The 22061-nt window shown below is 61.8% G+C and carries 22 protein-coding genes; 6 read left to right on the top strand and 16 right to left on the bottom strand.

The annotated features are described in order from the left end of the window. Positions 1 to 27: 27 nt before the first annotated feature. From nuoL to ACS92L_RS11725, 11 genes are all read right to left on the bottom strand, one after another. Complete coding sequence (nuoL, locus tag ACS92L_RS11675) at positions 28 to 1881, bottom strand: NADH-quinone oxidoreductase subunit L (protein ID WP_438765079.1); 1854 nt, start codon at positions 1879 to 1881, stop codon at positions 28 to 30. Next, the gene (nuoK, locus tag ACS92L_RS11680; protein WP_438765081.1) at positions 1878 to 2186 is read right to left on the bottom strand and encodes an NADH-quinone oxidoreductase subunit NuoK; all 309 of its coding nucleotides are present in this window, start codon (positions 2184 to 2186) and stop codon (positions 1878 to 1880) included. The genes nuoL and nuoK overlap by 4 nt, the downstream gene beginning before the upstream one ends. Then, complete coding sequence (gene nuoJ, locus ACS92L_RS11685; protein WP_438765083.1) at positions 2183 to 2749, bottom strand: NADH-quinone oxidoreductase subunit J; 567 nt, start codon at positions 2747 to 2749, stop codon at positions 2183 to 2185. Before nuoJ ends, nuoK begins: the two co-directional genes overlap by 4 nt. A 27-nt stretch (positions 2750 to 2776) precedes the next feature. Then, a complete protein-coding gene (gene nuoI / locus ACS92L_RS11690) occupies positions 2777 to 3325 on the bottom strand; it encodes an NADH-quinone oxidoreductase subunit NuoI (RefSeq protein WP_438765085.1) in 549 nt (182 codons plus the stop codon). Between the two features lie 34 nt (positions 3326 to 3359). Further along, complete coding sequence (gene nuoH / locus ACS92L_RS11695) at positions 3360 to 4337, bottom strand: NADH-quinone oxidoreductase subunit NuoH (RefSeq protein ID WP_438765087.1); 978 nt, start codon at positions 4335 to 4337, stop codon at positions 3360 to 3362. Next, the gene (gene nuoG / locus ACS92L_RS11700; RefSeq protein ID WP_438765089.1) at positions 4334 to 7075 is read right to left on the bottom strand and encodes an NADH-quinone oxidoreductase subunit NuoG; all 2742 of its coding nucleotides are present in this window, start codon (positions 7073 to 7075) and stop codon (positions 4334 to 4336) included. The genes nuoH and nuoG overlap by 4 nt, the downstream gene beginning before the upstream one ends. Positions 7076 to 7157: 82 nt before the next feature. Next, positions 7158 to 8495, bottom strand: coding sequence for an NADH-quinone oxidoreductase subunit NuoF (gene nuoF, locus ACS92L_RS11705; protein WP_438765091.1), 1338 nt, complete (start codon positions 8493 to 8495; stop codon positions 7158 to 7160). Continuing rightward, on the bottom strand, positions 8492 to 9049 hold the full coding sequence (gene nuoE, locus ACS92L_RS11710; RefSeq protein ID WP_438765093.1) for an NADH-quinone oxidoreductase subunit NuoE: 558 nt from the start codon (positions 9047 to 9049) through the stop codon (positions 8492 to 8494). Before nuoE ends, nuoF begins: the two co-directional genes overlap by 4 nt. 2 nt (positions 9050 to 9051) lie before the next feature. Continuing rightward, the gene (nuoC, locus tag ACS92L_RS11715; RefSeq protein WP_438765095.1) at positions 9052 to 10821 is read right to left on the bottom strand and encodes an NADH-quinone oxidoreductase subunit C/D; all 1770 of its coding nucleotides are present in this window, start codon (positions 10819 to 10821) and stop codon (positions 9052 to 9054) included. A gap of 63 nt (positions 10822 to 10884) precedes the next feature. Further along, positions 10885 to 11562: an NADH-quinone oxidoreductase subunit B gene (locus ACS92L_RS11720; protein ID WP_438765097.1), complete on the bottom strand. Its 678-nt coding sequence runs from the start codon at positions 11560 to 11562 to the stop codon at positions 10885 to 10887. Between the two features lie 77 nt (positions 11563 to 11639). Further along, on the bottom strand, positions 11640 to 12074 hold the full coding sequence (locus tag ACS92L_RS11725) for an NADH-quinone oxidoreductase subunit A (protein WP_438765099.1): 435 nt from the start codon (positions 12072 to 12074) through the stop codon (positions 11640 to 11642). Positions 12075 to 12419: 345 nt separating this feature from the next. On the opposite strand from ACS92L_RS11725, the gene thiD reads away from it, so the two are divergent. The 4 genes from thiD to ACS92L_RS11745 all read left to right on the top strand — a co-directional run bounded on the left by thiD (position 12420) and on the right by ACS92L_RS11745 (position 15466). Next, positions 12420 to 13220, top strand: a complete 801-nt coding sequence (gene thiD / locus ACS92L_RS11730; RefSeq protein WP_438765101.1) for a bifunctional hydroxymethylpyrimidine kinase/phosphomethylpyrimidine kinase — start codon at positions 12420 to 12422, stop codon at positions 13218 to 13220. A 94-nt stretch (positions 13221 to 13314) separates the two neighbouring features. Further along, a complete protein-coding gene (locus ACS92L_RS11735) occupies positions 13315 to 14169 on the top strand; it encodes a universal stress protein (RefSeq protein ID WP_438765103.1) in 855 nt (284 codons plus the stop codon). A gap of 48 nt (positions 14170 to 14217) precedes the next feature. Beyond that, positions 14218 to 14655, top strand: coding sequence for a D-aminoacyl-tRNA deacylase (gene dtd, locus ACS92L_RS11740; protein WP_438765105.1), 438 nt, complete (start codon positions 14218 to 14220; stop codon positions 14653 to 14655). 31 nt (positions 14656 to 14686) lie between these two features. Beyond that, positions 14687 to 15466 (top strand): SDR family oxidoreductase, encoded by a 780-nt coding sequence (locus tag ACS92L_RS11745; protein ID WP_438765107.1) that lies wholly within the window; start codon positions 14687 to 14689, stop codon positions 15464 to 15466. 102 nt (positions 15467 to 15568) lie between these two features. Here ACS92L_RS11745 and ACS92L_RS11750 read toward each other — a convergent pair whose 3' ends face one another. Beyond that, positions 15569 to 15799 carry a ChaB family protein gene (locus ACS92L_RS11750; RefSeq protein ID WP_438765109.1) on the bottom strand — a complete coding sequence of 77 codons (231 nt, stop codon included), beginning with the start codon at positions 15797 to 15799 and terminating at the stop codon, positions 15569 to 15571. Between the two features lie 81 nt (positions 15800 to 15880). Next, complete coding sequence (locus ACS92L_RS11755; protein ID WP_438765111.1) at positions 15881 to 17797, bottom strand: ATP-binding cassette domain-containing protein; 1917 nt, start codon at positions 17795 to 17797, stop codon at positions 15881 to 15883. A gap of 50 nt (positions 17798 to 17847) precedes the next feature. On the opposite strand from ACS92L_RS11755, the gene ACS92L_RS11760 reads away from it, so the two are divergent. Further along, on the top strand, positions 17848 to 18354 hold the full coding sequence (locus ACS92L_RS11760; RefSeq protein WP_438765113.1) for a TIGR02444 family protein: 507 nt from the start codon (positions 17848 to 17850) through the stop codon (positions 18352 to 18354). A gap of 103 nt (positions 18355 to 18457) precedes the next feature. Beyond that, the gene (locus ACS92L_RS11765; RefSeq protein WP_438765114.1) at positions 18458 to 19312 is read left to right on the top strand and encodes an FKBP-type peptidyl-prolyl cis-trans isomerase; all 855 of its coding nucleotides are present in this window, start codon (positions 18458 to 18460) and stop codon (positions 19310 to 19312) included. Positions 19313 to 19689: 377 nt separating this feature from the next. Here ACS92L_RS11765 and ACS92L_RS11770 read toward each other — a convergent pair whose 3' ends face one another. The 3 genes from ACS92L_RS11770 to ACS92L_RS11780 form a co-directional block, all read right to left on the bottom strand. Continuing rightward, the gene (locus tag ACS92L_RS11770) at positions 19690 to 20184 is read right to left on the bottom strand and encodes a hypothetical protein (protein ID WP_438765115.1); all 495 of its coding nucleotides are present in this window, start codon (positions 20182 to 20184) and stop codon (positions 19690 to 19692) included. A gap of 301 nt (positions 20185 to 20485) precedes the next feature. After that, positions 20486 to 21205 carry a tRNA (guanosine(46)-N7)-methyltransferase TrmB gene (trmB, locus tag ACS92L_RS11775; RefSeq protein WP_438765116.1) on the bottom strand — a complete coding sequence of 240 codons (720 nt, stop codon included), beginning with the start codon at positions 21203 to 21205 and terminating at the stop codon, positions 20486 to 20488. Between the two features lie 43 nt (positions 21206 to 21248). Then, positions 21249 to 22052 (bottom strand): thiazole synthase, encoded by an 804-nt coding sequence (locus ACS92L_RS11780; protein WP_438765117.1) that lies wholly within the window; start codon positions 22050 to 22052, stop codon positions 21249 to 21251. Positions 22053 to 22061: the final 9 nt, after the last annotated feature.

Genomic DNA, 22061 nt, shown 5'->3' on the forward strand with positions numbered 1-22061 from the left:
GAAACGACCTGATCATGTCCCCTCCCTTCACAGCAGCAGCAAAAGCAACAGCGTGGCGATGGCGCCACCTGTCATGACAGCGGCATACCAGCGCAGCCGCCCACTCTGGGTATCGGACAAGAGCCCGTTGAGCATCAGCGCCAGTCCCGGCCAGAGGTTCATCAGGCTATTGACCCAGTCAAGCCGATGCAGACGCGCAATGAACAAAAACGGTCTGACCAGTATCCGGTTATAGAGCCAGTCAAAGGCAAAGGCGCTGTTGAAAAAGCGCCACAGCCGATCGCCTTCCTTCGTCTGCGCCAGCGAAGTGACCAGTCGACGGCGACCAAGGAACAGGCCTGCGGCGATGCCCACGCCTACGACCGCCACGACAGCGGCCAGCACCTCGAGCATCAGCTGCACATTGTGGCCGTACTGCCCGTCGGGCCCGGCCGGCAGCACGTTTTCCAGCGGCGGATGAATCATCGCCCCGACAAAGGTGGACAGCACCGCCAGCACGATCAGCGGTACGTGATGGGCCAGTCCGCGACCGGCATGCGGATGAATCTGCTCGCGCCCGTGGAACACGATAAAGATCATGCGGAAGGTATAAACCGACGTCAGGAAGGCCCCGAACAGCGCCCCGAGCCACAGCCAGGTATGGCCGTGATCAAAGGCAAGCCACAGGATCTCGTCCTTGGAGTAGAACCCGGCCGAGATCAGCGGCATTGCCGACAGCGCCGCGCCCCCGATCAAAAAGCAGGCGTAGGGCAGCTTGAGCGTTTTACGAAGGCCGCCCATTTTGAAGATGTTCTGCTCGTGGTGGCAGGCAATGATGACCGACCCCGAGGTAAGAAACAGCAGCGCCTTGAAAAAGGCGTGCGTCATCAGATGAAATATTGCCACATCCCAGGCCTGCACCCCGAGCGCCAGAAACATGTAGCCGATCTGGCTCATGGTGGAATAAGCCAGCACGCGCTTGATATCGGTCTGCGCCAGTGCGGCAAACCCGGCGACCAGCAGCGTGATCATGCCGATCAGGCCGACCAGACCAAGCGTCATGGGCGCCAGCTCAAAGATCACGTGCGTCCGGGCGATCAGATAGACCCCCGCGGTGACCATGGTAGCGGCGTGAATCAGGGCCGACACGGGCGTAGGGCCGGCCATCGCATCGGCAAGCCAGGTCTGCAGCGGCAGCTGGGCCGACTTGCCGACCGCCCCGCCCAGCAGCATCAGCGCGGCCAGCTCCGCCATCAGATCGCCGCGCCCCCAGGCCTCCGGCGCCAGACGCAACAGCTCCTGGATGTTGAGCGTGCCGAACTGGGCAAACAGCAAAAACATGCCGATGGCCAGAAATACATCGCCGATACGAGTGACGATGAAGGCCTTGAAGGCGCACCAGGCGTTATCTTCGCTCTCATAGTAGTAACCGATCAGCAGATAGCTGCACAGACCGACGCCCTCCCAGCCCAGATAGAGCAAAAAGAGGTTATCGCCCAGTACCAGCAGCAGCATGCTGAACACGAACAGATTCATGTAGGCGAAAAAGCGTGCAAAGCCCGGACCGCCTTCAAGGTCCTCGCGCATGTACCAGGCCGCGAATAGATGAATCAGAAAACCAACGCCGGTAATGATGCTGATCATGGTCAGCGACAGGCCATCGAGATAGAGCGAAAAGCCTACCTGAAAGTCTTCTACCGCCACCCACTGCCACAGCGTCTGGGTCACGCCGTTATCGGCACCGCCGTAAAAGGCCACGTTGAGCCAGACCATGACCAGCGCCGCCAGGCCAATCGAGCCCACGCCCACCAGCCCGGCAACGCGGGTCGGCAGGCGCGGATTGAATGCCAGGACAAGCGCGCCCAGCAGCGGAAACAGGGGAGTCAGGAACAGTATATTCATCCTTTCATCTCGCTGGCTGCGTCAATATCGAGCGTTTTGAAACGGCGCTGCAGCTGGATCAGAAAGCCCAGTCCGATACTGGCCTCGGCCGCTGCCAGCGTAATGATCGCGATGAACATGACCTGACCGTCCGGCTGCCCCCAGTGCATGCCGGCAACGATAAAGGCAAGCCCGGCCGCGTTCATCATGATTTCAAGACTCATCAGGATAAACAGCAGGTTGCGTCGTACCAGAAGCCCCGAAAGCCCCAGCACAAAGAGGATGGCGGCCAGCGCCATGCCATGTTCCAGTGGTATGCCGCTCATGCCTGCCCTCCCTCATCGTTGCCTGCCGGCGCGCGCTGCACGCTTTCATTCATGTCGCGCTCAAGCTGTGGGTCATCGTTGCGCCCGATATGTGACGCCGCAATCAGCGCTGCCAGCAACAGCATGGCCGCAAGCTCTACTGCCAGCAGATAAGGCCCGAACAGCTGAGTGCCGACTTCCTTGGCGCTGAGCTCCTCACCGGAGATCGTGCCGATCCCGCCGCCGTGCCAGAAGGAGAACACCAGAATCACCAGCAAAAGCGCCGCCATGATCGATGGGCCAATCCAGATACGCGGTGCCAGCCAGCTGCGCTCCTGATGCGCCGTCTGACTGCCCAGATTGAGCATCATGACCACAAAAACAAACAGCACCATGATGGCACCGGCATAGACGATCACCTCGAGTGCGGCCGCAAAGGGCGCCCCGAGACTGTAGAACACGACGGCGACCGCCATGAGCGAGATGATCAGATACAGCAGCGCATGCACGGCATTGGTGTGTGTGATGACGCGAAAGGTGGCAACGATGGCGACCAGTGCGGCCAGATAAAAAGCGATTTCCACGGCAAACTCCCCGATGCTGCCTGCGCCCTAGGGCAGAAGCGTTTTGACGTCGACCGGCTCGGCCTCGTTTTGCGCCGCGCCCTTGGGCTTGCCGGCCACCGACAGTCCCGCGACACGATAGAAGTTGTAGTTGTGATCCTTGCCCGGACCCGAAATCAAAAGGTCGCGCTTTTCAAAGACCAGCTCTTGGCGGTTGTATTCGCCCAGCTCGAAATCGGGCGTCAACTGAATGGCCGAGGTCGGACAGGCTTCTTCACACAGACCGCAGAAAATGCAGCGGGAAAAATTGATGCGAAAAAATTCCGGATACCAGCGCCCATCATCCTTTTCGCCCTTTTGCAGCGAAATGCAGCCCACCGGACAGGCCACCGCGCACAGGTTGCAGGCCACGCAGCGCTCTTCGCCGTCAGGGTCGCGGGTCAGCACGATGCGTCCGCGATAGCGCGGCGGCAGATAGGGAAGTTCTTCGGGGTAGTTGACCGTCTCGCGCTTGTGGAAGGCATGCTTGAATACCATCCAGCCGGTACGCAGCTGCGTCCCGGTGCCGGTGACTACCTTGATGATCGAATGCAGCATGTTTTCTGCCTCGTTCGTTGTTCGATGACCGGGATCAGGCCGTCAGCAGGACGACCACCCCGGTTACCAGAAGATTGATGAGCGTCAGCGGCAGACAGAACTTCCAACCGAACTGCATCACCCGGTCATAGCGCGGACGCGGCAGTGCCGCACGCGCCAGAACGAAGAGCATGACGAAAAAGGAGGTCTTGAGCAGGAACCAGACAATCGGCGGCAGCAGTGGCCCGTGCCAGCCTCCCATGAACAGGGTGGTCAAAAGCGCCGAGACCAGAACGATGCCCACGTACTCACCGATGAAGAACATGCCGAACTTCATGCTCGAGTATTCGACGTGGTAGCCGTCGGCGATTTCCTGCTCCGCCTCGGGCTGGTCAAACGGCGCCCGGTGCGTCACCGCAACGCCTGCAATCAGAAAGGTTAAAAAGCCGAAGAACTGCGGCACGATATACCAGAGCCCTTCCTGACCGTTGACGATATCGCGCATGTTGAACGAGCCGGTCATGGCCACCACGCCCATCAGCGACAGCCCGATGAAGACCTCATAGGACAGCGTCTGGGCCGAGGCGCGCATCGCCCCGATCAAAGCGTACTTGTTGGCGCTGGCGTAGCCGCCAAAGAGCACCGCATAGACGTTGATGCCGGCCATGGCGAAGAAGAACAAAATGCCGATATTGAGATCCGCCACGCCCCAGGTGGGGGTAATGGGAATGATCAGAAACGACAGCAACAGCGAAGCGAAGGCGATCGCCGGGGCCAGTACGAAAAGCTTTCGATCGGCAAAGGGCGGGATCCAGTCTTCCTTGAAAAAGATCTTGATCATGTCCGCGATCAGCTGCGCCGACCCGAAGATGCCGACCCGGTTGGGGCCGTAGCGGTCCTGCCACAGGCCCAGAAGCCGTCGTTCAATCACGGTCAGAAAGGCACCCGACAGCACAGCGGCCAGCAGGATCACGATCGCCTTCAAAACGCCTGCCACGATGGCCAGCAGCACATCGGTACTCATCCAGCTCATGCGCTTACCTCCACGGTCACGGTGGCACACTCACCGGCAAGCCCGTGGGGAATGCCGGGCAGATGCGGCAGGCCGATCAGCCCCGGGCGCATCTCGCGGCTGATGCGCACCGGCAAATGGAGCTGATGGCCGGAGGTCTGCAGATGGATCGTTTCTCCCGGCGTCACACCAAGGCGGTCGGCATCATCCTGACCCAGCACCACGAACGTCTCGCTCATGCGCTCCTGGATCGGCTCGGCGCGGGCCGACATCTCCTCGCCCCCGAAAAGCTGCGGCAGGCTCACGACGTACCAGCAGTCATCCCGCGGCTCAAAGGTGTCGGGGATGTCGGTAAACCAGGGACGCTCTCCTGCATCACTGCGCTGCTGATCGAAGAGTCGAATGCCCGGATCACCGGCACTCAGATGCCCACCGACCTCGTCCTGAAACTTGTTCCAGGCCTGCGGCGAGTTCCAGCCCGGCGCCCAGGCAAAGGCCACCTGGGAGCGGGGTTCACCGTAGCCGCTGTAGCCTTCCATCGAGAAGGCGAAGGCGGAGTCGGCATCCTGCGGGGTACGGGGCTCATGCACGCTGAGGTTGGCGCGCATGGCCGTGCGGCCGCTGGAGCGGTGCGGCGAGCGGGCCAGCTTTTGCCCGCGGATACGAAACGAGGCACTCGGCGCGGCGTTGCGAATGCCGGCAAGCTCGGGATGCACCTGAGCGCAGTCGGCCGTGACGTCATCGATCTGGGTCCAGTCGACGCCGCGCCCTTCCATGGTGGTATGCAGGGCGTGCAGCCAGCGCCAGCTCTCGTGGGTGAGATCGTTGGGGCGGTAATAGCTCGGGTCATAGACCTGGAAAAAGCGCTGGGCGCGGCCTTCATGGCTGACCAGCGTGCCGTCACCTTCGGCAAAGGTCGCCGCCGGCAGCGCCAGATGGGCACGCTCCAGCGTGGGCGTACGTTGATGATCGATCACAATCAGCGTCTTGAGCGATGTCAGGGCCTGATCAATGGTGGCGCTTGCCAGGCGCTGATACAGGTCGTTTTCCAGCACGACGGCGGCATCGGCTCGACCGTCGTCGGACTGCATGGTCTCAAGCGCCCACTCCAGCGAGTGCCCGCCCAGCATGGTCAGGCCGGTGCTGTTGGCCTCACCGCTGATCAATGAGACAGAAGGTGTCTTGCCGACCGCGCTCAGCGCCTGCGCCAGATTGGCGGCAGACTGCAGAACGTGGGTGCTGCCAAGGCTGGTACCGGAGATGATCAGCGGACGCTCGGCGCCCTTGAGTGCCTCGGCCATGGTGTCAACCAGCGCTTGCGCGGTGTCATCCATGTCCTCGATGGCCGGGGCCGACGCATCAAGTGCATGGGCCAGCGCCATCCCCAGCCGGGCAATCTCTTCCGGGGCGCCGTGCCAGGTATCGCGGGCGATGTCGTCCAGCCGCGTTTCGGTCAGCGAGGCGATAAAAACCGGTCGGGTGCGCCCCTGGCGCAGCGTCTCGACCGCGTTGGCATTCCATGCCGGAATGTCGTTGGCCTCGGCCATGTCCTCGCCGCGGGCGTTGGCCGCCTGGCGCACGGCCAGCGCCACACGCGCCGCGCTCTGGATCAGATCCTCACCCAGCACGATGACCGCGTCGTGCTCCTCGATCTCGCGCATGGACGGGATGTGCCAGTGTCCTTCGCGCTGAAGCGTCTGGATCAGCTCGAGACATTCGAGCTCGCGACCGGCAATCCCGGTCGAGAAGTTCTCGGCGCCGACCATTTCGCGCAGCAGGTGGTTGCTTTCCAGGCTGGCGCGCGGCGAGCCGATGCCGATGACCCGGGCACTGCCCTTCAGGCGCGCCGCGGTGCGATCCAGCGCATCGTCCACGGTCAGAAGTTCAGGCTCTTGATCATCGAGTCGGTGGGTCGGCTGCTGCGGGCGGTCGGCTCTGTTGACGTAGCCATAGCCAAAGCGGCCGCGGTCACACAGGAAATAGTGGTTCACGTCACCGTTGTAGCGGTTCTCGATCCGGCGCACTTCCCCATAGCGCTCGCCCGGGCTGGTGTTGCAGCCGCTGGAGCACTGGTGGCAGATGCTGGGGGCAAACTGCATGTCCCACTTGCGCGTGTAGTGCTCGGAGTGGGTGCGGTCGGTAAACACACCGGTCGGACAGACCTCGGTCAGGTTGCCGGAAAACTCGTTTTCCAGCGTACCGTCGACCGTGCGGCCGAAATAGATGTTTTCGTGGGCGCCAAAAGCACCCAGATCCTCGCCACCGGCATAGTCCTTGTAAAAGCGCACGCAGCGATAGCAGGTAATGCAGCGGTTCATCTCATGGCCGATGAAGGGGCCGAGATACTGATTTTTGTGCGTGCGCTTTTTGAAGCGATAGCGGCGACGGTCGTGGCCGGTCATGACCGTCATGTCCTGCAGGTGGCAGTGGCCACCCTCTTCACAGACCGGGCAATCGTGCGGGTGGTTGGTCATCAGCCACTCGATGACGCTGGCGCGAAAGGCCTTTGCTTCCTCGTCATCGATCGAGATATACGAATCATCCTTGATCGGCGCCATGCAGGACATCACCAGCATGCCGCGCTCGTCGTCGGCGTCCTTGTACTGTTTGACCGCGCACTGGCGGCAGGCGCCCACACTGCCCAGCGCCGGGTGCCAGCAGAAATAGGGAATGTCGAGGCCCAGCGACAGGCAGGCGTGCAGCAGATTGTCACTGCCGTCGACCTCGTAGTCCTTTCCGTCTACATGAATGGTTGCCATGAACCCTGCCTTTTGCCTGTCACGGCCCGGCGATCACCGGGCACCTTGATCGTTATCTCATTCGTTGCATCACGTCCGCTCACTACACCGAACCTACCGGGATCGGCTCGGCGTGGGCTTCGCGTTCCGGGTGGCGAATACCGGCTTCAAACTCGTGTCTGAAATGCTCGATGGCCGTTTCCAGCGGCATTGCCGCCCCCGGGGCGTGGGCACAAAACGTCTTGCCGGGCCCGATGTCATTGGCAAGCGCCACCAGCATGTCGATATCGCCCTTTTCACCCTCGCCGCGCTCGATGGCGCGCAGGATCTTCACGCTCCAGGGCAGCCCGTCACGACACGGCGTGCACCAGCCGCACGACTCGCGGGCAAAGAACTCCTCGAGATTGCGGGTCAGCGACACCACGCTCTGGTTATGCGCCACCACGGTCATCAGCCCTGTCCCCAGGCGACTGCCGGCCTTGCCGATGGCATCAAATTCCAGCGGTATGTCCAGATGCTCCGGCAGCAAAAAGCCGGTACTGCCGCCGCCCGGCAGCCAGGTCTTGAGCTCAAGGCCGTCGCGCATACCGCCGGCCATATCGAGAAGCTCGGCACCGGTGATGCCCATCGGCAGCTCGACAAGCCCGGGCCTTTTCACCCGACCGGAAACGCCGAAAATCTTGGTCCCACCGTCTTCGCTGCGATCGCCGGAAAGGTTCTGGTACCACTCGCCGCCGCGCAGGGCGATGGCCGGCACGTTGCACAGCGTCTCGACGTTGTTGACCACGGTCGGCTTGCCCCAGGCCCCGCTCTGGCCCGGAAAAGGCGGCTTGGAGCGCGGGTTGGCGCGTCGGCCTTCCAGCGAGTTGATCAGTGCGGTCTCTTCGCCGCAGATGTAGCGCCCGGCGCCGGTGTGCAAAAAGATGTCGAAATCAAAGTCGCTGTCGCACACCTTCGGGCCCAGAATGCCGGCCTCGCGAGCCTCGGCCAGCGCCTGTTCGATACGCGCAGCCGCCAGCACGTACTCGCCGCGCAAAAAGATATAGCCCATGCGCGCATTGTTGGCGTAGCCGGCCAGAATCATCCCCTCGATCAACAGATGAGGCGTTTCCTCCATCAGCATGCGGTCCTTGAAGGTACCCGGCTCCATCTCGTCGGCGTTGCAGACGATGTAGCCCCGCGGGTGATCGTCACCGCGCGCCGTCAGGCTCCACTTGGTGCCGGCCGAGAAACCGCCGCCGCCGCGACCGCGCAGATTGGCAGTCTTCATGTTCTCGATCAGGTCATCCGGCGACAAATCACGCAGGGTGGTGCGCACCGCCTCGTAGCCGTCCTTTTGCTGAAATTCTTCCAGCCCCACATAGCCGCGATCCTCGCGCAGACGATAGGTCAGCGGATGGGTTTCGCCGTTGGTGCTGGTGGAAAAGAGATGGCTGGTCATGTGTAGCGCTCCAGAAGTGCCGACACGTCGCCGGGTTCAAGCGGTCCGTGCAGGTCTTCATTGATCATGAGTGCCGGCCCCCGATCACAGGCCCCCAGACAGCACACCGGCAACAGCGTGAAGCGATCGTCACCGGTGGTCTGACCCAGTCCGATACCCAGCTCGCTTGAAATAGCCCCAAGCAACTCGTCATGGCCGGTCAGAAAACAGGAGCTGCTGTCACAGACCAGCACCACGTGACGCCCGACCGGCTGGCGAAAGATCAGGCTGTAAAACGTCGCCACGCCCTCGACGTCACTGGAGGGAATGCCCAGCACGTCACTGATGGCGATTACGGCGCCGTCCGAGACCCAGCCGCGACGCTTTTGCACGATCTTGAGCGCGCCGATGGAGGCCGCCCGCGGGTTTTCGTAGTGCCCCATCTCGTGCTCGATCTCGGAGCGCTCTTCCTCGGTCAGCTCGAAATCGTCCGGACGCCCGGCGGTGGCGATCAGGTTACCCTGACTGGCCTTGCTGACACGGGTATTGCCGGTTGCGGGAGTATCCATGGTCATGGTTATCGATCCACGTCGGCCATTACAAAGTCGATGCTGCCCAGATGCGCGATCAGATCCGGCACGAAACCGCCGTTGATGACTGCCGGAATATGCTGAAGGTGGGCAAAGCTGGGCGTACGAATCCGGGTGCGATAGCTCATGGTGTTGCCATCGCTGGTCAGGTAGTAGCTGTTGAGTCCCTTGGTCGCCTCGATCATCTGAAACGACTCGTTGGGCTTGAGCACCGGCCCCCAGGAGACCTGCAGAAAGTGCGTGATCAGGGTCTCGATGTGCTGAAGCATCTTGTCGCGCGGCGGCGGCGTGGTCAGCGGATGATCCGCCTTGTAGTCGCCCTCGGGCATGTTTTTCAGACACTGCTCGATGATGCGAAGGCTCTGACGCATCTCCTCGATGCGCAGCATGCCGCGATCAAACACATCGCCGTTGGTGCCGACCGGAATATCAAAATCGAAGTTTTCATAGCCCGAGTAGGGTTTGGCCTTTCTCAAATCATACTTGAGACCGGTGGCCCGCAGGTTGGGCCCCGTCACGCCCCAGGTCAGCGCCTCGGCCGTGGTATGGGTGGCAATGTTGACCGTACGCTCGCGCACGATGGAGTTGTCCATCATGGCGCGCTCGTACTCATCAAGGCGCGGCGGCATCCAGTCCAGAAAATCGCGGACCAGCTTCTCCCAGCCGCGCGGCAGATCATGCGCCACGCCACCGATACGAAACCACGCCGGATGCATGCGAAATCCGGTGATCGCCTCGATCACGTAATAGGCACGCTGGCGGTCGCTGAAGGTATAAAAGACCGGCGACATCGCCCCCAGATCCTGCAAAAAGGTACCCAGAAACAGCAGGTGGGAGTTGATGCGAAACATCTCCGCCATCATCACGCGGATGGTTTCGGCACGCGGCGTGACGGTAATCCCGGCCAGCTTTTCGGTCGCCAGAATATAGGGCAGGTTGTTCATGACCCCGCCGGTGTAATCGATCCGGTCGGTGTAGGGAATGTAGCTGTGCCAGGACTGGCGTTCGGCCATCTTCTCGGCGCCGCGATGGTGATAGCCGATATCCGGGACGCAATCGACCACTTCCTCGCCGTCCAGCTGCAGCGCGATACGAAAGACGCCGTGCACGGAGGGGTGGTTGGGCCCCAGGTTCAGGAACATGTAGTCGGTATCGCCGCTTTGACGCTTCATGCCCCAGTCTTCGGGCTTGAAACGCAGCGCTTCCTGTTCGCGGTCCTGGCCTTCCATCGTCAGCGTGTAGGGATCGAACTCGGTTGCCCGCGCCGGATAGTCCTTGCGCAGCGGATGACCGTTCCAGGTCGGCGGCATCAGCATGCGGGTCAGGTGAGGGTGCCCCGCGAACTCGATACCGAACATGTCAAAGACTTCACGCTCGTACCAGTTGGCGTTGAGATAGACGTTACACAGGGTCGGGACGCGCAGGTCATCCTCGTGTAGTGCCACCTTGATCATCAGCTCGCTGTTACGTTCAAGCGACATCAGCTGATAGAACACCGTAAAGTCTGCCGGCGGCAGGCCGCTTCGGTGCATGCGCAGACGTTCGTCCACGCCGTGCAGGTCATAGAGCATGACAAACGGTTTTTTGACCTGCTGCACGAAGCGCATGACCTCGATGAGCTGTTCACGCGCGACCCATACCACCGGCATGCCGGTCAGCGTGGGCTGCACCACCAGATTCGCCTCGCCGAAGCGGGCCTTCAGCTCATCGACAATGGCGAAGGTGGTGTCGCCTGCCTTTGAAGTCTCGGTCGTCATCCGTTGTTTTCCATCGCCAGTGATCCGGACCTGTCTGCCCCGTGGTGGCTCTTGTGCCGGTCGCTACACTTCATCGGGTGAACGCAGCTCGGTAACGGCAATGCGCTCTTCGCGCCTTTTTTCACGCTGAGAGGGCATCTCCGCCTTGTAAACGCCCTGGTCGCCGACCACCCAGGTCAGCGGACGACGCTCCTGCTGGATGGAGTCCTGCAACAGCTGCAGCCCCTGAAGGAAGGCTTCAGGTCGAGGCGGGCAGCCCGGTATATAAACATCGACGGGGAGAAACTTGTCGACGCCCTGCACCACCGAATAGATGTCGTACATGCCGCCGGAGTTGGAACACGACCCCATCGAGATGACCCATTTGGGTTCGAGCATCTGGTCATAAAGCTGCTGAATGATGGGCGCCATCTTCACGAAGCAGGTGCCCGAAATGACCATCACATCGGCCTGACGGGGCGAGGCGCGCAGCACCTCGGAGCCAAAGCGCGCGATGTCGTGCGGCGCGGTAAAGGCCGTGGTCATTTCGACGTAGCAGCAGGAAAGCCCGAAATTGTAGGGCCAAAGGGAGTTCTTGCGCCCCCAGTTGACGACGTTGTGCATGATGTTTTCGAGCTTGCCCATGAAAACATTGCGATGCACCTGATCATCCATGGGGTCATCGACGACGCGTCGCTCCCCGACCGGGTACTGACTGTTCTGGGAAGCATCGGGGTCGATGCGCGTAAGCTTGTAGGACATTCAGAGTCCTCCCGGAAAACGTCATTGATCGGTACTGAAGCCCTGTCAGGCGGCCACCCGGCCTGCGTCTGCGGTACTCAGTCGTCGGTATGATCACGCTGGGCAGGCTGGTGAACCCGGTCCGGCTGGGTTCGTCGTCTCGGCACCCAATCCAGCGCACCGACACGGCTGTCGTAGATCAGACCGGCCAGCAGGATGAAGATGAAAATGCTGGCGCCGATCAGTCCGGCCCAGCCGGTTTCGCGTATGGAGATGGCCCAGCCGAAGAGATACAGGGCTTCCACGTCAAAGATGACGAAGAGCATGGCAACCATGTAGAACTTGACCGAGAAACGCTGGTGGGCACTACCGGTCGGCACGATGCCGGACTCGTAGGGCGTTTCCTTTTTGTGCCCCCATGCCCGCCCGCCAAGCAGGGCAGATGCGGTCACCATGAAGGTACAAAGGGCCAGTACGGCGACAATGAAAACACCGACCGACCAGTTTTGGGCCAGTTGCGCTGCCAGATCCATGGGCGCTCACTCATCTCGGTCTGCTCCGGCGACATTGCATCAACCGGAACTTTCGTTATTCAACCACCCGGAAAACATCGCCCGAATGACAGGAAATTCTCGACTGCAGAAGGTCAGGTCAGCCTCGAGATCACCATCGTTACATTAGAAGCCGATGCGGGATTTTGCCAATGCCGTCAGCGGCTTTTTTGATGTCGATTTTGGAATGCTCTCCCTGTAGCCTTCGTGTATCCAACCAAAATATTGTAAAGCTGCATTAGACTTTGGTTGCATCCCTTTCACCAGCGCAGATGCCGGCACCGTCGCCTGTCATACAGTACGCTGTTTTCAATCTCTGGATAGCCCATGCGCCCGATTCGTTTTCTCTCCATTGCCGGTACCGATCCCAGCGGCGGCGCCGGGCAGTCCGCTGACATCAAGGCCGCCAGCGCCCTGGGCGCCTACACCACCAGCGTACTCACGGCCGTACTGGCCCAGAACACCTGTGGCGTTCGCGATGTCATGGCCCTGCCCCAGCGCCTGATTCGCAGCCAGCTTGATGCCGTGTTTGAGGATATCGCCATCGATTGCGTCAAGATCGGCATGGTCAGTGATCTCGACACGGCCCGTCTGATCCGGGAATTCATCGAGCGCTACCGGCCGGCCCATGTGGTACTGGACCCGGTCATGGTGGCCAAAAGCGGCGATATGCTGGTGGACCGTGACGGCTTTCACGCCGTGCGTGACGTATTGATCCCGATTGCCGATGTCATCACGCCCAATCTGCCGGAAGCCGCCGTGCTGCTGGACACCGACATCCCGTCAGACCATGACGCCATGGAGGCGATGCTGCCGAAACTCGGCGCGCTGGGCTGCGATATCGTGGTCCTCAAGGGCGGCTATCTGAAAGGCGATGTCAGCAACGATCTGGTGCTCACGCCCGACGGCACCCACTGGCTGGAGGCACCAAGGATCGCCACGCGCTCGCTGCACGGCTCGGGATGCACGCTGGCCTCTGCCATTGCGGCCCTGCTGCCCCGGCATGACACGCCGATCGAGGCCATCCGCCAGGCCAAGGTCTACATGAGCCAGGCGCTGGAGGCCGCCGACCGCCTGAACATCGGCAAGGGCCAGGGGCCGGCGCATCACTTTCACGCCTGGTGGTAGCTGCACGGGCAGGCAACCACTATCATTTCAGCGGTGCTCCTGACATTACCGACCCCTGCAAGCGCCCTCCTTTTTACCGGGCAAGGATTCAGCCATGAATACGACGCTGCTACTGGCCACAGATCTCTCCCATGAATGTCAGGCAGCCCTGGTACGGGCGCTGCATCTGTCGCAGCGCAGCCAGTCGCGCCTGGACATCCTGCATGTCGTGGACCCCTATCTGCCCGAGCAGACCCTTCCGGCGCTGGTGCATGCCATCGAAGAAGAGATCGATCGCAACCTCAACGCGCTGTGCGAGCATCATGAGCTGGTGCGCCCGGCCACCGAAATTCATATCGTCAGCGGCGTGCCCTACGCCGAGATCATTCGCGAGGCCTACGAGCGCAGCGCCTCGATGATCGTCATGGGCACCCATCGCAAGCAGGGCCAGCCGGACCTGATCGGCGGCACGACCCTGTCGCGCGTCATGCGCCGGGCGCCCTGCCCGGTGGTCAGCATCCCGCACGACGGCGAGCCGGACTGGCAGGACATCCTGGTGCCGGTGGATTTCTCGCTGGCCTCGCGCCACACCCTCAAGGAGGTGCTGACGCGTTTTCCCAACGTGCGCCTGACGCTGTTGCACGCCTGGGACATGCCAGTGGCGATGGAGCTTTGTGAAGGCACCAACTACCAGCACTGGCGCGACCTGGAGCGCCAGCGCCTGCGCCAGCAGCTCGAGCTCGAAACCGAGCGGCTGATGGCCGATTTGCATGCCAGGCCCGATCTGGAGCTGGTGCTGCAGCAGGGCGACCCCTCGCAGGTGCTGCTCGACCGGCTGCGCCAGCAGCCGCCCGACCTGCTGGCGCTGGGCAGCCACATTCGCGTCGGCATCGGTCGCGCCACCGACAGCCTGTTGGAGCGACTGCTGACCGAAACCCGCGGCGATCTGATGCTGTGTCGCACCTGGTAGCCGGGTGCGGCGGGTCCTTTCTATAACCCTGTTGACCACGGAGAGACCATGCGGGCGCTGATTCAGCGGGTAAGCCAGGCAAGCGTGCATGTTGACGGCGAGCGCATTGGCGCCATCGATGGGGGACTTCTTGCCCTGATCGGCGTCGAGCGCGATGACACCCCCGAGCGCGCCGACAAGCTGCTGCAAAAAATGCTCAACTACCGCATTTTCGGCGACGACGAGGGCCGCATGAACCTGGGGCTGTCAACAACCGGTGGCGGGCTTTTGCTGGTTTCTCAGTTCACCCTGGTGGCTGATACCCGCAAGGGGCTGCGCCCGGGGTTTTCCAGCGGCGCCACACCGGAAGACGGCAAGCGGCTGTTCGATCATCTGGTCGCCTCGGCCCGCAGGGCGCATACAAGCGTCGAAACCGGGCGCTTTGGTGCCGACATGCAGGTCTCACTGGTCAACGACGGCCCCGTCACGTTCATACTGGAAAGCTGATCACGTTCGCTCTTTTGGAAAGGCAAAGCCCATGAGCATCCCCTCTTCTACCGACAACGCGCGCGTGGCGCTGATCACCGGCGGCGCGCAGGGTATCGGCCGCGGTGTGACCGACTACCTCATCGCCCGCGACTGGCGCGTGGCGATTCTCGATATCGACGCTGACGCCATCGAGGAGATGCGCGAACGCCATGACTCGACAAGGCTTCTGGCCATCACTGCCAGCGTCAGCGATGAAGCAGCGGTCGGTGATGCCTTCAAACAGCTGGAAAACTGGCAGGGCCGGCTGGATCTGCTGGTCAACAATGCAGGCCCGGCCGATCCATACTGCGGGCCACTGGAGTCGCTGTCGCTCGAGCGCTGGCATCACTGGCTGGACAATCATCTCACCGGCGCCTTTCTCTGCTCACGCGCAGCGATCCCGCTGCTGCGCCGGACACAGGGCTCGATCATCCACATGGCCTCGACCCGCGCGCTGCAGTCCGAACCCGAAAGCGAAGGCTATGCGGCCAGCAAGGGCGGGCTTCTGGCGCTGACCCATGCGATGGCCACCAGCCTTGGCCCGAACATTCGCGTCAACGCCATCTGCCCCGGCTGGATCGAAACCGGCGATCATCAAAAGGCCGCCAACCGTGAAGCGCCGTCGCACAGTGACATCGATCGCCAGCAGCATCCGGTCGGCCGCGTGGGCCATCCCGATGATATCGCCGCGCTGGTGGCCTTTCTGGCAGGTCCGGAAGCCGGCTTCATTACCGGCCAGCACTTCCCCGTCGATGGCGGCATGACGCGAAAGATGATCTACGCCGAATAGGCGCCCGCCGGTCATCGGTCGTCAGACACAAAAAGGGCCGCCACAATGATGTGGCGGCCCTTTTCCGGAATCGGCAGAACGGCAATATAGATGGAGTCCGAATCAGTGTTTCGGGTGCCACTTGCCATCATCGCCCTTGTGATACTTCGACTCGACAGCCTTCCAGGCCACGGCGTGGGCCGTCTCTTCCCGCGAGGCATTACCGCGGCGGTCTTCAGGCCTGGCGTACTCCTCCCAGGCGCTGTTGAAGGCTTCCTTGTAGATGGTGCGGGCATGCGGCGGCAGTACCTTGCGGGCACTGTCGGGAATGTCATCACGGTTATCGTAGGGCATCTCTGCTCCCTGAAGTCAGTCGGTGTCGGTCAATGCCCTCCCAGTGTAGCCCGCTGCCGACATCTGCCTACCACCGGCATGTCAGGAGGCGGTAAGCTGCGCCTGCATCTCCTCGAGCGCCTCTTCGGCCTCCATCCAGGCCTGCTCGTCGCTTTCCAGACGCGCCTTCCATTCGCCCTGCTCGCGCAACAGCTCGGTGAGTCGCGCCTTTTGATCGGCTTCGTAGATTGTCGGGTCCGACAGCTTTTCTTCCACGGCCTCGAGCGCCTTTTGCGCCTTTTCCATCGACTTCTCGGCGGCGTCGCGCTGCTTTTTCAAGGGCTTTAACTGCTCGCGAAGCTCGGCGGCGGCACGGCGCGTGGCCCGGCGATCCTCCTTCGGCGCGGCACTCTCATCGGCCTCCGGGTCGGGGCTGCGGGCAGCCTCGGTGAGGCGATTTTTCAGCCACAGCCGGTAGTCCTCCAGCGTGCCGTCAAAGGCAAACACCCGGCCATCGGCCACGCACCAGAACTCATCGACGCTGGCGCGCAGCAGATGGCGGTCGTGCGAGACGATCAGCACGGCGCCGTCGAAGGCGGCCAGCGCCTCCGTCAGCGCGTCGCGCATGTCCAGATCCAGGTGGTTGGTCGGCTCATCAAGCAGCAGCAGGTTGGGCTTTTGCCAGGCAATCAGGGCCAGCGCCAGGCGGGCCTTTTCACCGCCGGAGAAGCGGATAATCACCTCAAAGGCATCATCGCCGCGAAAGCCGAAGCCGCCCAGAAAGTCGCGAATCACCTGCTCGGAGGCCTGCGGCGACATGCGCTGCACGTGCATGAAGGCACTGGCACTTAAATCCAGCGCGTCGAGCTGATGCTGGGCGAAATAGCCCACCGCCAGATGCTCGCCCTCGGTGCGCTCCCCCTTGAGCAGGGCCAGCTCGCCGGTCAGCGCTTTGATCAGCGTTGATTTACCGGCGCCATTGGGGCCCAGCAACCCGATACGGCTGCCCGGCGCCAGCGACAATCGCACGTTGTCCACGATCGGCGATTCGCCGTAGCCGATGGCGGCATGATCAATCGACAGCAGCGGATGAGAGACCTTGTCGGAACAGGGCAGCCGGAAGCGAAACGGCGATTCGGCGCGCAGCGGGGCGATATCCTCCATGCGCTCGAGCATCTTGAGCCGGCTCTGGGCCTGCTTGGCCTTGGTCGCCTTGGCACGAAAGCGGCGCACGAAATCCTCGATCTCGGCTCGGCGCGCCTGCTGCTTCTCGCGCTCGGCCTCGCGCTGGGCCAGCCGCTCGGCACGAGTACGCTCAAAAGTGGTGAAGTTGCCGCGATAGAGCTGCACGTGGCGCTGATCAAAATGCACGATGTGATCGCACACCGCATCGAGAAAGTCCCGGTCGTGCGAGATCAAAAGCAGCGTGCCGGGATAGCGCACCAGCCACTGTTCAAGCCACAGCAGCGCGTCCAGATCCAGGTGGTTGGTCGGCTCATCGAGCAGCATCAGATCCGAGGGTTTGAACAGCGTCTGCGCCAGATTGGCGCGCATGCGCCAGCCACCCGAGAAGTCCGACAGCGGCCGGTCAAGGTCGCGCTGGGCAAAGCCGAGCCCGACCAGCAGCTGTTCGGCCCGGGCTCTTGCCGTGTAGCCATCCAGTGATTCGATCGCGCCGTGCAGTTCGGCCTCGCGATGGTGCTCACCGGCAGCGTGCGCCGCCTCCAGCGCCTTTTGTGTCTCGCGCAGGGCGTGATCACCGTCGAGCACGAAATCGGTCAGGCTGCGCGAAAGCGTCACAATCTCCTGGCTCATGTGGGCAATCCGCACCCCGCCATTGAGCGCCACCTCGCCGCGCTCGGGCGTCAACTGCCCCAGAATCAGCTGGAAAAGGCTCGATTTACCGGTGCCGTTGGCGCCCACAATGCCGGCGTGGTGTCCCATCGAGAGCATGAAGTCTGCGGACTCGATCAGCGGTACCCCGCCACGTTGGAGCTCGAGCTGGCGAAATGCGATCATGCAGTATCCTGTCCGGCCGGTTGCCGATAAGTGGTCGAATGAACAAGTCAATGGGTTCCCATTCTAACCGAAATCTCGCCCCGCTTTGGCCCTGGGCGCTGGCCCTTTATGCCCGCCCCGGCGTCAGCGAGGCACTGCTTGCCCTGCAGGACGAGGCCGGCCTCGACGTCTGCGAGCTGCTCTGGGGTCTGTGGCTGCTCGCCCATGGCCGGGCACCGGGCCTCGATATCGACCAGGAGCTTGCTCCCGTGCGCCAGTGGCAGCAGCACTACACGCAGCCGCTGCGACAGCTGCGCCGCGATCTAAAACCACAGGCCCTCGACCGGCCCGAACTCGAAGCGATGCGCACGCATATCAAACAAGCCGAGCTGCAAGGCGAGCGCGAAACGCTGCGACGGCTCGAGGCGCTGGGCATTGCGACCGGCGTACCCTGCCCCGCCTCTGCCTGCCGAGAGACGCTTTTAAAGCCGCTGACCGGCGTGCTAGAGCAGCGTCATCAGCGACTGATTTCCCAACTACGCCTTGAAAGTGACAATATGGCGCCCCCATCGTGCTGATAGTCCGTTGAAAGGCAATCGACATTCCTTCAGGGATTGGCGTGATTTTTTTCACTGGGTGTTGTCCAACATCCCTTGATGACCATGTGTACAAGGAGATTTCATGAATAAACTGTTGAGCGCGGTCACTCTGAGCACGCTGATCGTACTGACAGGCTGTTCCGATGCCGACGACAGTCAGGACAACAGCGCCGATGACCAGGCCCCGCAGCAGGAGCAGGCCCAGCAAAACGGCAACGACAATGACGCGCAGCAGCAGGACGACTTCGAGTCCGACCAGGCGCGTCTGGCCTATGCCGTGGGCGTGACGCTGGCCCGCAACCTTCATGAAGACATGGAGGATCTGGATGTTGATAACTTCACCAGCGGCATCAAGGATGTCTATGACGGCAGCGACATTCGTCTGAGCGATCAGCAGATCGGTGATGCCCTGCAGCAGTATCAGCAGCAGATGATTGCCGAGCAGCAGCAACAGATGCAGCAGCAGGCCGACGAAAACGCCCAGGCCGGCCAGCAGTTTCTGGAAGAAAACGCCGACAAGGATGGCGTGGAAACCACCGAGTCCGGCCTTCAGTACCGTGTCATGGAAGAAGGCGACGACAGCGGTGCCCAGCCCGGCGATGAAGACCAGGTCCGCGTCAATTACGAAGGCCGCACCCTCGATGGCAACGTCTTTGACAGCTCCTACGAGCGTGGCGAGCCGGTCACCTTCCAGGTCAATCAGGTGATCCCCGGCTGGCAGGAAGCCCTGAAGATGATGCACCCGGGCGATGAGTGGGAAATCTACGTGCCGTCCGAGCTGGCCTACGGCGAAGCGGGCACCGGCCCGATCGAGCCGAACCAGACCCTGATCTTCAAGGTGGAACTGCTGGGCGTGGGTGACGACGCCACCGCTGCTGAAGGCGACGCGACCGGCGCCACTCAGCCAGACAGTGCCGAGACCCAGCCGGCCGGTTAAAACGACAGCATCATGATGCTGATCTGCCACCGAGTGTGACCGCCCGGTGGCTTTTTCATGTCTGACAGTCTGTAACGGTTCGTCATTAATCCCGAGCCGAACGCCCTGTGGATAAGGCTGTGAGGTAGTGTTTTATTACCGCCTGACGGCCTGTGCATAAATGTCGCATCCCTTCATCATGCGCATGGCACATCCGGCAAAGAAAAGTGACAAAAAATTTTTAACACGCTGTTTAATATCATTATTTATGAAAACAGCGACGCTCGGTGTCAAAACGGCCTCGGTGAGCGCCTTTTGCCGGTGTCAAGAAAAAATTCCCAACGCCGTGTGGATAATTAATAGGAAAATTCATGTGTCAGCCGCCGTGACATTGTGCATCAGCGACACGGCAGCGATAGATCGTACCAGCTGCCCAGCACGCCGCGAGCCGTGGTCACCGCAAGGCTGCCTCGTAGGCGCTGCGCCTCACCACCGCACGAGGGAAGCTCGAACGTACCCCGATACTGACCGGGCGCCGTGGCCGACAGCAACGTCGTCATGTGCCGCGGATGAGCGTCTGTTTCTTCAAGCTGCGCGCGGACCTGCTCGGCGTCGAGACCGTCAAGCGTCATTTCCACACTCAACTGCGCCCCTTGCCAATGCCACCGTGTCTGCATCTCGCCAAAACGCCCCAGCGCCGTGAAGCAGCGCTCGGTCAATGGCCGGCATTCAAGCTCGGGGGCAAACCAGGTCACCTGTGAGCGATTGCCGGCGCCCACGTAGTAATATCCCAGATAGGTGATGGCCACGGTCACCGTGATCAGCGTGACCACGACCAGCGTATTGAGCCAGCGCAGTGACGGTATCCGGGAAGACGATTCAGGTAGCGGCATGGTCACAGCGTCCGATGATCGAGCGGGTGCCGGGCAGCGCGCAGAAAAGATGCAGGGCCGCCGAGCAATAACAGCAGACATTCATTTAAAAAATATTCTCATTTGTCTTGACCGGCCAAATGAGAATGGTTATCTTTGAGATGTGGTGATCGCCAGTCACCACATGAACAACCCGATATGTCAGGTATCGAGTGGTTCATCTCCTCATCAAGCTAGTCACGGTCCTTGAGCCGCCCCTTTGGGGCGGCTTTTTTACATCATGCGTACGGCCCGGCTACTCTCGGCTCAATCACTTGTCCGGTCAGTCGCAGCGCCGATAGATCAGATCCCACACGCCATGACCCAGACGCTCGCCGCGGGTTTCAAACTTGGTCAGCGGTCGGAAATCCGGGCGCGGTACGTAATCGCTGTCTTGCGCCAGCGTCTCAAACCCGGGCGCCTCGTTCATGGTCTCGACCATGTACTCGGCGTAGGGCTGCCAGTCGGTGGCCATGTGAAAACGCCCCCCCGGAACAAGCACACGCCGCACGCGCTCGATAAAGGCCGGCTGCAGGATGCGGCGCTTGTGATGGCGCTTTTTGGGCCAGGGGTCGGGGAAGAAAAGCTGCAGCGTATCGATCGACTCGCCCGGCAGGCAGTCATCGAGCACCCTGAGGGCATCCTCACGATAGACGCGCACGTTGGACAGTCCCGCCTTGTCGACATCATCAAGCAGCTTGCCCACGCCCGGCGGGTGCACCTCGATGCCGATAAAATCGGTCTCCGGGTTGTTTTGTGCCTGCTCGAGCAGCGAGCCGCCCATGCCAAAGCCGATTTCGACCACGCACGGGGCGCGGCGGCCAAACAGCACTTCCAGATCCAGCCGCCCCTGCTCGAGCGTCAGACCCAGCCGGGGAAAGACCTCTTCCAGGCCGCGGCGCTGGGCCAGGGTCATGCGCCCACTGCGAACCACATAGCTCTTGATGCCGCGGTGCGGCGCCTGTTCACCGGCATCAGCGCCCGGCGTTGTTTCTTCTGTCATCACAAATATCGTCAAAAACGGTGGAACGGGGCATGGCCCGCAGTCAGCCGGTGATCAGGCCTTCCGTGGGCGATGAGGGACTGGCGGCATAGGTCTTTCTTCCCATGCGCTCGGCCAGGCGGGCTTCACGCCCGGCTTCAACGGCCTTTCTCATGGCGCTGGCCATCAGAATCGGCTGGCGTGCATGCGCGATGGCCGAATTAACCAGCACGCCGTCACAGCCCAGCTCCATGGCCATGGCCGCGTCAGAGGGCGTGCCGATACCGGCATCGACCAGAATCGGCACGCGGGCATTATCGATGATCAGCGACAACGCGTGCGGGTTGAGCAGGCCGTGGCCGGAGCCGATCAGCGAGCCCAGCGGCATGACCGCGCAGCAGCCGATCGATTCAAGCTCGGCGGCCACGATCGGATCGTCACTGGTATACACCATGACATCGAAGCCGTCCTCGACCAGCGTGCGCGCCGCGCTGAGGGTCTCCATCACATTGGGATAAAGCGTTTTGTCATTGCCCAGCACTTCCAGCTTGACGAGGTTGTGACCGTCAAGCAGCTCACGGGCGAGCTGGCAGGTGCGCACCGCGTCGCGCGCGTTATAGCAGCCGGCCGTATTGGGCAGGATGGTGTAGCGCTCGGGGGAGATGACATCAAGCAGATTGGGTTCATCCGGGTTCTGCCCGATGTTGGAGCGACGCACGGCGACCGTGACGATCTCGGCACCGCTGGCCTCGACCGCCGTGCCGGTTTCTTCCAGATCACGGTACTTGCCGGTGCCGACCAGAAGCCGTGAGGTGAAGGTTCGCCCGGCAATGTGCAATGGGCTGTCCCACTGGGAGTCAGTGCTCATGATGTTCTC

It is taken from the genome of Kushneria halocnemicola, assembly GCF_965650455.1.
In the GTDB taxonomy this organism is placed as follows: domain Bacteria; phylum Pseudomonadota; class Gammaproteobacteria; order Pseudomonadales; family Halomonadaceae; genus Kushneria.